This window comes from Fictibacillus barbaricus (assembly GCF_014635025.1).
Classification (GTDB): Bacteria; Bacillota; Bacilli; order Bacillales; family Fictibacillaceae; genus Fictibacillus; species Fictibacillus barbaricus.
The window spans coordinates 422,097-434,105 of the sequence record NZ_BMCE01000002.1; the positions used below are offsets into that span (position 1 = coordinate 422,097).

A 12,009-nucleotide genomic window follows, 5' to 3' on the forward strand; every position below is an offset into this window, starting at 1 on the left:
CAGCATCTACCTTTCAATAAATAATGACTTTAACCTGCTGATAAAAGATTTGTAGGATGCTTTTTGTTCTCTCGAAACTCCAGCGTAGTTTTGAGCTAGAGTAAATACTGCCTTTGATGCGAGAGATGATGGTTTACGTAATATGAAAGGGACTTGTTTTTTGACGGATTCTAATACGGTTTGATCCAAAGGGATCTTCCCCAGGCAAACAAGTTCTTTATCCAAGAATTGCTTACATACATTCTTAAGCTTTTCATACGTTTCCTGGCTTTCCCTCTCATTTTCATACCGGTTAACAGCAAGGTAAAACGGTATACTTTTATCTTTTAAATGAATGAACTTCATCATGGAATACGCATCTGTAAGAGAGGTGATCTCTGGTGTTGCTATAACTAAGACCTCGTGACTTGACAATACAAATTTAAGTGCCGCTTCTGTTGCACCTGCTCCCATATCCAAAAAGATAAAATCATAAAATTTTTCAAGTTCTTGAAGCTGTTTCATAAAATGATTCAACATCTCATCTGTGATTAGAGCAAGTGAGCCAAAGTTTCTTCCCCCTGAGATGGTATGAAGACCATCCTTACCTTCTTCAATGATCTCCCAAACAGAAAGCTGGTTCTCAAGCATGTCCATGATATGCTTCTGTGACCTTCTTCCAAGGATTAAATCCACGTTTCCCATTCCAACATCCAGATCCATTACAAGGACTCTTTTCCCCATCTGTATTAAAGACAAGGCTAAGTTGACTGTAATATTCGTTTTGCCAACACCGCCTTTACCACTTACAACTGAAATCACTCTTACACCTTCGGGAGTACCAGACAACTGATTACGAAGACTAATAGCTTGATCAAACATGTACGGACTTTTCCTTCAAAACCATGTGGATCAGTTCCTCGGCTTGTGCTTCAAACATATCATCAGGAACATTTTGACCATTTGTCACATAGCCAATAGGAACCTTGTTCGAAATGGCCAGGTTTAAAATAGCTCCTAAAGTCTTCGTCTCATCCTTTTTAGTAAAAATCACCTTATGTACAGGCAGATTCTTAAACTGATTAAAAATTGTTTCCATGTCTTTATACTTGGATGTTAGCGACAATACCAGGTAATTTTTCATATTGTTATCAAAATCAACAATCCGCTGAAGTTCTTCTATATAAAAGCGATTTAAAAAATTTCTGCCGGCCGAATCAACAAGAACAAGATCATAATCTTTGAACTTCTCTTTTGCTTTTTGGAAATCGTCTGCGGTATAAGCTACCTCACATGGAATGTTTAATATTTCTGCATATGTTTTTAGCTGGTCGATCGCGGCTATCCTGTAAGTATCTGTTGTGATAAACGCTACTCTCTTACCATCCTTTAATACAGCTTTCGCGCCAATTTTTGCAATGGTTGTTGTCTTGCCTACCCCTGTAGGGCCTATTAAATTTAAATACTTTGTCTCATAATGAAAGCCGCCGAACTCACTCTTCTTCATACGAGCACTAAGCCAGTTGCTGATCCATTCGTTCCAGTCATAATGCTTAGCATCTTCTTCATCAAGCCCTTGATACTTGCTGGAAAGAGCGGAAACAAGTTCTTCAAGTATCACTGGATCCAGCTCTTGGTGAGTTAAGAACGCCTTCCATTCTTCAACTACAGCGGGCAGTGGTTCCGAATGTTTAGTTTGAATCGTAAGTGTTTGAACCATCTTCTTAAGCTGCCGTATCTCCTGAGTCAATTCTACATCTGGGACTGTTACGGGCTGCGAGTCATTTGTAATGATTTTTGTTTGCTTGCTTGCTTGCGCCTCATACTCTATGTCTTGATCTAATCCAGCAAAGACCTCAACATTTTTTTTTGTAAAAAAACCAAAAACCCCTCCGACCTGAACTTCTCTAGTATTCAGGATGACCGCCCCGCTGCCAAGATCAGCTCTTACCAGTTTCATTGCATCCGGCAGGCTTTTAGCCGTATACTTCTTCACTTTCATCAGATGTTCACCACCCCAACACTTTTTACTTCTAGCTCAGGTTCCAGCTCGTTATAAGACAATACGGCAACATCAGGAAGGTATCTCTCAATGAGCTGGCGCACGTACATTCTTACTGCTGGAGAACACAATATAACGACAGACTGATCGAAACTTCTGCCTGATTCTAGTTCTCTAGTAATGCTGTCAAAAATGACCTGAGAATCATGTGGATCAAGCGATAGATAATTGCCGTGCTCTGTTTGCTGAACAGAATCTGCTATTCTCTTCTCTACCGAACCACCTAGTGTGATTACATGCAACGGTTCATTTTCAGTTGTGTAGCTTTTAGAAATTTGGCGTGATAGACCTTGTCTGACATATTCTGTTAATAAGTCCGTATCTTTAGTCATCTTTGCAAAGTCCGCTAACGTTTCAAAAATAACTGCTAAGTTGCGAATTGAAATTCGCTCTCTTAATAGTTTGGATAATACCTTTTGAACTTCACCAATGGTCAGGGCATCTGGAGTTACTTCTTCAACAATTGCCGGATACGATTCTTTTAAGTGATCCACAAGTTGTTTAGTCTCTTGTCGTCCGATCAACTCGTGAGCGTGCTTTTTGATCACTTCTGTTAGATGAGTGGAAACGACTGAAGGCGGGTCAACGACCGTATATCCCGAGTACTCTGCCCGTTCTTTCATCTCTTCTCCAATCCAGATGGCAGGAAGGCCGAATGCAGGCTCCATCGTTTCAATTCCTTGTACTTCTTCATCCTCAATCCCAGGGCTCATCGCTAAGTAATGATCTAGCAGCAACTCGCCTTTTGCGACTTGGCTTCCTTTGATTTTGATCCTATATTCATTAGGCTGCAGTTGGATATTGTCCCGAATCCTCACAACTGGCACGATCATCCCAAGTTCTAAAGCTAGCTGCCTCCTGATCATAACGATTCTGTCTAACAGATCTCCGCCTTGTGAGGTGTCTGCTAATGGGATGAGACTGTATCCAAACTCGAACTCTATAGGATCAATCTGCAATAAATTAACTACAGATTCAGGGCTTTTCAGCTGTTCTGTTTGAATATCTTCTTCCACCACTTCTTCTTTTTCTTTTTGTTCACGTTCTGCTTTTAATAGCAGATAACCACCTGCTGCAAGCAGACCGCCGACAGTAAGCGTAAAAAAGTCATTGATCGGTGTAAACAGTCCTAGCATGATAATTGTTCCGCCTGCTACAAAAAGCATGATCGGATAAGCGAGCAACTGCTTGCTAATATCAAAACCAAGGTTTCCTTCTGAAGCCGCCCTTGTCACAATAATCCCTGTTGCCGTTGATATGATTAACGCTGGTATCTGGGACACTAGTCCATCACCGACAGTCATTCTTGTAAACAATTCAGCACTTTCACCAAAACTTAGACCCATTTGCAGCATTCCAATAATAATTCCAAAAAGCATATTGATCAGAACGATGATAATACCTGCAATCGCATCTCCTTTAACGAATTTACTCGCACCATCCATCGCTCCATAGAAATCGGCCTCACGTTCAATCGTTTCACGTCTTTCTTTCGCTTCCCGATCTGAAATCATTCCCGCATTTAGATCTGCATCAATACTCATCTGCTTACCAGGCATCGCATCAAGCGTGAATCTTGCTGCAACCTCTGAAACACGTTCAGATCCTTTTGTGATTACTATAAATTGAATGATGATCAGAATAAAAAACACAACAATTCCAACAAGAATATTTCCGCCAACTACAAATTCACCGAATGTATGTACAACGTTTCCGGCGTCACCCGTTGAAAGGATGCTCCTTGTTGTAGAAACGTTTAGACCAAGTCTGAAAAGCGTCACTAACAAAAGTAAGGATGGAAATATAGAGAATTGGAGAGGCTGTGTTGTATTCATGGCAATCAATATGATTAAAAGCGCCAGAGATATATTGGTAATGATTAAGAAGTCCAACATAAACGTTGGAAGCGGTATGACGAGCATGGCGATAATTAAAATTACACCTGCTAAAACACTTATGTCTCTAGCTTTCATCTGTAAACTCTCCTATTCATTCCTTACACTTTTTTCCTTATGCGATATACAAAGGCTAGTATTTCCGCCACGGCTTTAAAAAGATCCTCTGGAATCACTTGCCCAATATCAACTCGAGCATATAACGTTCTGGCTAAAGGTTTGTTCTCGACCATCGCTATCTCATGCTCTTTCGCTATCTCTTTGATTTTTTGAGCGATCAAGTCTACTCCCTTTGCAACAACGACTGGTGCATCCATACTTCCGTCATCATACTTTAAGCAAATTGCATAGTGCGTTGGATTTGTAATGATGACATCCGCCTTTGGGACTTCCTGCATCATCCGCCTCATAGCCATTTGTCTTTGCTTCTCCTTGATCTTTCCTTTGATCTTTGGATCACCTTCGGATTTTTTGTATTCGTCTTTAATATCTTGTTTGGACATTCTGATATTTTTTTCAAAATCATATTTTTGGTACATAAAATCGAGAAACGCAAGAAACAGTAAAACAAGTGATGCTGCAAAACCCATCTTAATTGCAAGCCCCCCGAATACAGGTAGGGAGGATTCAATGCTCACAAGACTCATCCTTAAGTAAACATCCCGCTCCATCCAAAGAACATAGAACGTTACTCCGCCGATCAATAAGATCTTCAGCAAAGATTTTGTCAGCTCTACAAGCGCACGAACCGAATAGATCCGTTTGAAGCCTGATAGAGGGTTGATTCTCTCTAATTTCATCTGTATGGCTTCGGTCGATAAAAGAAATCCAACTTGCAGATAGTTCCCTAGCACACCTGCTGCCATAGCTGAGATCATTACTGGAGCTAAAATGATCGCTACCTCCATCGACAGTTCCCATAAAAGCTTTGGAATGCTCGTTTCTGTCACATCATATAAAAGCTTCTTATCCAGACTGTGAGTGAAAAGATGGAGCAGGCGTTCGCCCATCCAGCTTCCCATGAACGCTAAAAACATGACGGAAACAAACAAAACGATGGCCGCATTAATATCAGCACTTTTGGCTACTTGCCCTTTTTTACGACTTTCCTGTCTTTTTTTAGGGGTAGCCTTTTCTGTTTTTTCCTGAGAAAAGTATTGTAGGTTAATTGGGTATTCCATCAAATTAAGCAGCCCCTAACAGTTCCAACAAATTAACCATGCTGTCTCGCATCTGATCGACCAGCAACTGAATGGATACGAAGAATGCAGGCATCACGACTAAAAATAATACAAGAGCGATCAAAATCTTGAGTGGCAGTCCAATAACAAAGATGTTCATCTGGGGAACTGTTCTGGCAACAATACCTAATGCCAAATCTGCTAAAAATAAGGTGCCAACTATAGGAATAGCCATCTGTAATGCAACTAAGAACATTCCTGAAAAAACACTGATCACAAACTTAGTCATGCTTCCGTTTCCGAAGTTCGCTATGGCCGAATCAAGCGGCAGAAACTTATAACTATAAAAGATACCGTCTAAAAGCATATGATGGGCGTCTGTTGCAAGTAAAAAAAGTACGGCAAAGGTATAAAGATATCTCCCCATTAACGGGGTCTGAATACCAGTCTGCGGATCAAAAACGTTTGCAATTGCAAAACCCATCTGTAGATCAATGAATCCACCTGCCACTTGAATAGCATAAAAAACGATAGCTGCAATAAAACCGATTGAAAGTCCAATCATTGCTTCCTTTATGATCAGGATCAAAAATGAACTGTTGACCGGGACTGGATCAGGGTTAATTGCATATAGCATGATCCAGGATAAGAACAAGGCAAGGCCAATCTTATGGATCACTGGTAAATTTTTATTGGAAAACACAGGAATTGTTAAGAAAAATGCCGATACTCTTGTAAGGATTAATATAAAAGCAGGGAAAACCGCTAAATCTATCATTTTACAATCCTATGTATGTGTGTAAATTTTGAAAAATATTAGATGTGAATCCCAATATTTGGGATAGCATCCATGGTCCGAAAAAACTAGGCCGACTAATACCGCCACGATCTTTGGAATGAACGCGAGTGTCTGTTCTTGAATCTGTGTGGTAGCTTGAAAAATACTGACAATCAAACCTACAACCAGCGCTAACGCCAATAACGGTCCGCATAATAGCAGGGTCATGTATACCCCTTTCTCAGCTAATGACACAACGAATTGAGAATCCATATCTACACCTGCCCTAGTAGCTTAATAGCAATGATTTGACGATAAGGTACCAGCCATCAACTAGTACGAATAATAAAATCTTAAATGGCAGTGATATCATAACAGGCGGCAGCATCATCATACCCATTGCCATTAATATAGAAGCTACGACCATATCAATGATTAGAAAGGGTACAAAGATCATAAAACCGATTTGAAATGCCGTCTTGAGTTCACTGATTGCAAATGCCGGTACTAATGTTGTTAAAGGTATATCTTTTATACTTTCTGGCTTCTTGGCACCTGAATATTCCATAAAGAGCATAAGATCTTTCTGCCTTGTATGTTTTGCCATAAATTCTTTAATCGGAAGACTTCCTTTATCAAATGCTTCCTCTTGAGAGATCTCACCCTTAACGAGCGGTTGAACAGCTTCTTTATTTACTTCATGCAGGACCGGTGCCATAATAAAAAAGGTTAAGAACAAGGCAATTCCGATAAGTACTTGATTCGGCGGCATCTGTTGAGTTGCAAGGGATGTCCTGACAAATGATAAAACAATGATGATTCTCGTAAAACAAGTCATCAGGATAAGAATACTCGGAGCAAGAGAAAGTACCGTCAAGAGCAGCAGAAGCTGAATGGTTGTTTCCATGTTGGCTGGATCACTATTATTTATAAAATCCAAATCTAATCCAGGAATAAATTCATTCATGATGTTTCCCTTTCTGGAGCGCTTTCTGAATTTCTCTTTGTTGTTCTTTCCTGTCATGCATGAGGGAGTTCAGCATATTTTTAAATTTCACTGTCTGATCACTTCCACCCTCATCATCTGTCTGTGATTCCATGCTTTTTAACCATTTCGTTTTAAGTTGGCTCGTCACAGTGGAAACACTTTGAGCCGAACGCTGATCAACCATCATCTGAACTTCAGCTTCATCTGTAATTTCTTTCAGTAATGTAACCGTATCCCCAACCCCTACTACTAGGACGGTATTACCCGCTTTAATCAACTGGACAGAACGATTCTGCCCGATTCCTATCCCGCCTAAAGTCTGAAGATTCTTTCCATCTTGAAAACTGACTGATTTTTTTTGAATAAACCGCAGTACAAAAAACAAGATGGCTAGAACGATTCCAAGCATGAACACCAGTTTTACTAACATCATAAAAGTGCTTCCACTTTCAGATGTTTCTTCTTTATTGGTAATTGGAATTTGTTCCTTCTCACTTTTTTGATTAGAATCATTTACGGTGTCCCATACACTTTTTCCCGAACCGCTGCCTTCCGCTTGTACACTTATAGGTACAAACGAAAGGCAAACTGCTGCAAAAAAACTAATTACCCATCTATACATGAAAAATGGCACCTGCTTAGCCTAAGGTCTTCTTGATTGCTTCAATAACACGGTCTGCTGCAAAAGGCTTAACGATAAAGTCTTTTGCTCCAGCTTGAATCGCATCAATAACCATCGCTTGCTGACCCATTGCTGAACACATTATGATTTTTGCTTCAGGGTTTGTTTTCTTTATTTCTTTTAAAGCAGAGATGCCGTCCATCTCTGGCATCGTGATATCCATTGTTACTAAGTCTGGTTTAAGCTCCTGATACTTTTCGATCGCTTGTGCACCATCAGCTGCTTCACCTACTACATCGAAACCGTTTTTCACCAAGATATCCTTGATCATCATTCTCATAAATGCTGCATCATCTACGACTAAAATACGTTCTCCCATTTCACTTACCTCCGTTAGTTATTTCAATTTTTCTAAACGATCACGCTGGCTTAATATTTCAGTTACACGAACACCAAAGTTCTCATCTATAACAACAACCTCGCCTTTTGCGATCATTTTTTGATTAACAAAAATATCTACTGGTTCACCTGCCAATTTATCAAGCTCTACTATGGACCCTTGAGACATTTCCAGAATATCTTTTATCGTTTTTTTTGTTCTGCCTAATTCCACAGTCACTTGCAATGGAATGTCCAATAGCATATCCAGGTTTTTCGTATCACTTTGATGGGACTCAAAATCACCAAAGTCCGAAAAACTTGCGGGTTGTACAGAAACGTCTCTCATTTGAGTTTGATAAGAAGGTGCAGCCATCGATCTTGTTTCACGCTGCACAGGTTCTTCATGATAAATAATTGGTTGCGCAGGTACTGCCTTTTCTTCTTGCGGCAAATAATCTGCTGCAGGCTCTTGCTCTACTATTGGTTCTGGATTCATAAGCCTATGTACCAAATTCTTTGAGAATTCCGCATCTATTAATTGCATGATGTTAGAATCGATCAATTCCCCTACTTTAAGTCTGAATGAAACCTTAACCAGGATTTCTTCATCTGGTATTAGACTTGTATTTGATTCCACATCAAGAAAATCAATCTTAGGAGGAGAAATGTCTACTTTTTTATTAAAGATCGTTGACATGGATGTTGAAGCAGAACCCATCATCTGATTCATCGCTTCACCTACTGCACTTAATTGAAGCTCCCCAAAATCTGGAGAAGGATTTGTTCCTTCACCGCCTAGCATAAGATCAGCAATGATCTGCGCATCTGTCTTTCGAATAACGAGCAAGTTAGCTCCTTCAATACCTTCTGTATAGGTTACCTGAACAGCAACATGCGGAATCGGAAATTCGTCCTTAAGCTCGGTTCTTCTCACAACACTTACAGTCGGTGTCGTGATCTCTACCTTTTGGTTTAAAAGTGTTGATAAAGCTGTTGCAGCACTGCCAAAAGAAATGTTTCCGATCTCACCTAACGCATCCTGTTCAATAGAAGATAAATAATCTTCGGTATCTGTCGTTCCGGACGAGGAAGGACTTCCACCATTCAGCAAAGCATCAATTTCGTCTTGTGAAAGCATATCTCCACTTACCATTGATCCTCATCCTCCTTAATGGTTTCTATGATTTGTACTGCTAACTTTTTCTTTACTTTTCCAGGCTGACCATAAAATTTTGGAGTGTTCTCCACTTTTATGATCAAAGGCTGTTTGATACCTTGATCCAGTTCTAAACAATCTCCTATCGATAAATGAAGAAATTCTTCGATCGACATTTCCGATGAACCCAACTCCACTTTAACGGGGAGAAGTGCATTTTTAAGCTTTTGTTCAATAAACTCTGTTTCACCGGGAACTCTTGTTTTCTTTTTATTCTGCATCCAATGATGAACAGAAAGTTTCGGTATGATCGGTTCAATGACAACGTGCGGGAGACAGATATTTATCATTCCACTCGTTTCCCCAATAGTCGTGTTTAAAGAAATAACAACTACTGTTTCGTTCGGAGAGACCATTTGCAAAAATTGAGGATTTACCTCCAGATCGACCATGAATGGATCTAGTTCGATTACACTTGTCCACGCCTCTTTAAAGCTATCAAGTGTATTCTCAAACAGCTGACTCATAATCTTCGTCTCTATTTCAGTCAAATTTTCGATCTTATTCATTCCCGCGCCGCTTCCACCCATTACTCTGTCCAGCATGGCATACGCAATATTAGGATTCACTTCCATCAAGATGCGCCCTTCAAACGGTTGTGCTTCAAACACGTTTAATAGCGTCATCTTCGGAACAGAACGGATGAATTCTTCATATGGCAACTGGTCAACAGAAGCCACACCGATTTGTACATACGTTCTCAGTTGCGCTGAGAAATAAGTGGTTAGCAGTCTCGCGAAATTTTCATGCAATCGAGTTAAACTGCGAATCTGTTCTTTAGAGAAACGAAGGGCCCTCTTAAAATCGTAGACTTTTACTTTATTCTCTGACTCTTCCTTTTTTAACTCTTCTGCGTCCATCTCTCCCGTGGAAAGCGCCGATAAAAGAGCGTCTATCTCGTTTTGTGATAAAACATCAACCAAGAGTCTCACCTCTTTTCATGCCGTTTTTAATGAATTATTGTATGATTTTTTGAGTTGTGTAGACTCTGACTACTTTTCCGTCCTGCATGACTTTATTAATCTCAGTCTTCAAGGTGTTTTCTAAAGAAACTAGCCCTTTTTGCCCCGATAGTTCTTCTGTCTTCATGTTAGAGATCTCATAGATAATAAGGTTATTTACTTGAAACAGCCTTTTTTCTAGTTCATCTTTGGCATCTTTATGATCTGCCTGAATTTTAAACTTGATCTTTACATATGCCTGGTCGGCTAGATTGGTTGTCATTTCATCCGTTTCAACCATCAGCTTATCTAGTTCCTCTGCTGTTGGTTCAGAAGCTTCTGTTTTAGGTGAAAATTGTTTGAATCCAAAATAGCCTGCTGCGCCTATCAGGCCTATAGCTACCAGCATAGAAAGCATGATCGTTGCTGCTTTATTCTTACCCAACTACAGACCCTCCTTTTTCTGACTTAGTGGAAGCAGTGTAATTTTCCTATAAAAGTCAGCCACTTTTTGAGCTACCTCTTCTTCGCTTTCCTTGACCACAAACTTTTTGCCAGTCGTTAAAGTAATCGTAGTATCTGGAAACGATTGAACCTGCTCGATGTAGATAGCATTTAAAGTAAACGTGCTGCCGTTTAACTGAGTTAAAGAAATCATTTGAGCTATAGGGCTAAGCATGCCGCTGCTCAACCCTTCCTCCCTTCACGTTATCGTTTTAAGTTCACGAGTTCTTGAAGGATCTCATCAGACGTAGTAATGATCCTTGTATTCGCTTGGAATCCACGCTGCGCCACGATCATCTCAGTAAATTCTTCTGATAAGTCGACGTTTGACATTTCAAGAGCACCCGCTACTAGTGTTCCAGCACCTCCAGCACCTCCTGGAACTGAAGGTAAAGGTGCACCAGAATTTGTACTCGCGCGGTATTCGTTATTACCAGCTTTTTCAAGGCCTTCATTATTTGGAAACTTTGCAAGTTCAATTTGCCCAGCAGTGGTTAGCACTCCTGTACTATTTATATAACTAACCGTTCCATCTGCACCTACACTAAAACTCTTTGCATCAGTAGGAATCGTAATTTTCGCGTTACCAGTTGCTAGTAAAAATTTCCCATCTGCATTTACGATTTGTCCTGTTTGATCAAGATAAAAGTTACCAGCTCTTGAGTAAGTAATATCAGTACCAGACATAAGTTTGAAAAAACCATCTCCTGAAATCCCTAAATCTAAAGGTCTTCCAGTTGTTTGTAAGCTTCCTTGTGTGTGCACAGTATCAATGGAAGATAATTGTGATCCAAGTCCAACCTGCTTTGGGTTAACACCCCCTCGGGCTGCTGTCGGAGCACTTGCCCCTGCGATCTGCTGGCTCACTAAGTCTTTAAACGTTGTACGGCCTTTTTTGAAGCCATATGTATTTACGTTTGCGATGTTGTTACCAATTACATCAAGCTTCACCTGAAAATTTTTCATACCGCTGATTCCTGAGTACATAGAACGTAACATTTGTCTTTATCTCCCTTACTTGATTTATTAACTGCTTCAGTCATTCAGCAGTTTGTGAGCCTCCTGTAAAGGTCCAGCTCGTTTACTCGTCTATAACAATGGCACCATTAATGTTTGTGAAGATCTGCGATGTACTTTCATTTCGATCTAAAGCTGTGATCACCGTTTGATTTGGGGCATTTACAACTAGCGTTACATTTTTCATGATCACGAGTGAATCTTTGATGCCTTTGGTACTTGCTTCCTTAACTTTTTCGCTTATCTTGTTCCAGCTGGCTTCTGTAATCGTAATATTTCTGTCTTGAAGTCTTTTCTGAGCATGTTTACTCACAGTGAGCTGAGTTGCGAGCTCCCTATCAAACAATGACTTGAACGATTGATTAACACGATTTGACTGCTTTCGTTTTGGGTAAAGGATCGGCTGGTATAACTGATGAGCGTGTATACGTTCGCTCATTGCATC

The 12,009-nt window shown here is 40.1% G+C and carries 14 protein-coding genes and 1 pseudogene; all 15 read right to left on the reverse strand.

The window, feature by feature from the left end:
* Positions 1 to 6 precede the first annotated feature (6 nt).
* Positions 7 to 861, reverse strand: a complete 855-nt coding sequence (locus IEV52_RS11455; RefSeq protein ID WP_188402675.1) for a MinD/ParA family protein — start codon at positions 859 to 861, stop codon at positions 7 to 9.
* The gene (gene flhF / locus IEV52_RS11460; protein ID WP_188402676.1) at positions 854 to 1,981 is read right to left on the reverse strand and encodes a flagellar biosynthesis GTPase FlhF; all 1,128 of its coding nucleotides are present in this window, start codon (positions 1,979 to 1,981) and stop codon (positions 854 to 856) included. The genes IEV52_RS11455 and flhF overlap by 8 nt, the downstream gene beginning before the upstream one ends.
* Positions 1,981 to 4,014 (reverse strand): flagellar biosynthesis protein FlhA, encoded by a 2,034-nt coding sequence (gene flhA, locus IEV52_RS11465; RefSeq protein ID WP_188402677.1) that lies wholly within the window; start codon positions 4,012 to 4,014, stop codon positions 1,981 to 1,983. Before flhA ends, flhF begins: the two co-directional genes overlap by 1 nt.
* A 23-nt stretch (positions 4,015 to 4,037) precedes the next feature.
* Positions 4,038 to 5,117, reverse strand: a complete 1,080-nt coding sequence (flhB, locus tag IEV52_RS11470) for a flagellar biosynthesis protein FlhB (RefSeq protein WP_188402678.1) — start codon at positions 5,115 to 5,117, stop codon at positions 4,038 to 4,040.
* A gap of 4 nt (positions 5,118 to 5,121) precedes the next feature.
* Entirely contained in the window at positions 5,122 to 5,895 is a 774-nt protein-coding gene (gene fliR / locus IEV52_RS11475; RefSeq protein WP_188402679.1) for a flagellar biosynthetic protein FliR, read from the reverse strand.
* 1 nt (position 5,896) lies between these two features.
* Positions 5,897 to 6,168, reverse strand: a pseudogene (gene fliQ / locus IEV52_RS11480) (flagellar biosynthesis protein FliQ).
* A gap of 13 nt (positions 6,169 to 6,181) precedes the next feature.
* Positions 6,182 to 6,862: a flagellar type III secretion system pore protein FliP gene (fliP, locus tag IEV52_RS11485; protein ID WP_188402680.1), complete on the reverse strand. Its 681-nt coding sequence runs from the start codon at positions 6,860 to 6,862 to the stop codon at positions 6,182 to 6,184.
* Positions 6,855 to 7,505 carry a flagellar biosynthetic protein FliO gene (locus IEV52_RS11490; protein ID WP_188402681.1) on the reverse strand — a complete coding sequence of 217 codons (651 nt, stop codon included), beginning with the start codon at positions 7,503 to 7,505 and terminating at the stop codon, positions 6,855 to 6,857. The genes fliP and IEV52_RS11490 overlap by 8 nt, the downstream gene beginning before the upstream one ends.
* Before the next feature lie 16 nt (positions 7,506 to 7,521).
* Positions 7,522 to 7,884 (reverse strand): response regulator, encoded by a 363-nt coding sequence (locus IEV52_RS11495; protein ID WP_188402682.1) that lies wholly within the window; start codon positions 7,882 to 7,884, stop codon positions 7,522 to 7,524.
* Positions 7,885 to 7,902: 18 nt separating this feature from the next.
* Positions 7,903 to 9,039: a flagellar motor switch phosphatase FliY gene (gene fliY / locus IEV52_RS11500; protein ID WP_188402683.1), complete on the reverse strand. Its 1,137-nt coding sequence runs from the start codon at positions 9,037 to 9,039 to the stop codon at positions 7,903 to 7,905.
* On the reverse strand, positions 9,033 to 10,025 hold the full coding sequence (fliM, locus tag IEV52_RS11505; RefSeq protein ID WP_188402684.1) for a flagellar motor switch protein FliM: 993 nt from the start codon (positions 10,023 to 10,025) through the stop codon (positions 9,033 to 9,035). The genes fliY and fliM overlap by 7 nt, the downstream gene beginning before the upstream one ends.
* 34 nt (positions 10,026 to 10,059) lie before the next feature.
* Complete coding sequence (gene fliL / locus IEV52_RS11510) at positions 10,060 to 10,488, reverse strand: flagellar basal body-associated protein FliL (RefSeq protein ID WP_188402685.1); 429 nt, start codon at positions 10,486 to 10,488, stop codon at positions 10,060 to 10,062.
* The gene (locus tag IEV52_RS11515; protein WP_188403891.1) at positions 10,489 to 10,701 is read right to left on the reverse strand and encodes a flagellar FlbD family protein; all 213 of its coding nucleotides are present in this window, start codon (positions 10,699 to 10,701) and stop codon (positions 10,489 to 10,491) included.
* 50 nt (positions 10,702 to 10,751) lie between these two features.
* Positions 10,752 to 11,546 (reverse strand): flagellar basal body rod protein FlgG, encoded by a 795-nt coding sequence (gene flgG / locus IEV52_RS11520; RefSeq protein WP_188402686.1) that lies wholly within the window; start codon positions 11,544 to 11,546, stop codon positions 10,752 to 10,754.
* A gap of 82 nt (positions 11,547 to 11,628) precedes the next feature.
* Positions 11,629 to 12,003, reverse strand: a complete 375-nt coding sequence (locus tag IEV52_RS11525) for a TIGR02530 family flagellar biosynthesis protein (protein ID WP_188402687.1) — start codon at positions 12,001 to 12,003, stop codon at positions 11,629 to 11,631.
* Positions 12,004 to 12,009: the final 6 nt, after the last annotated feature.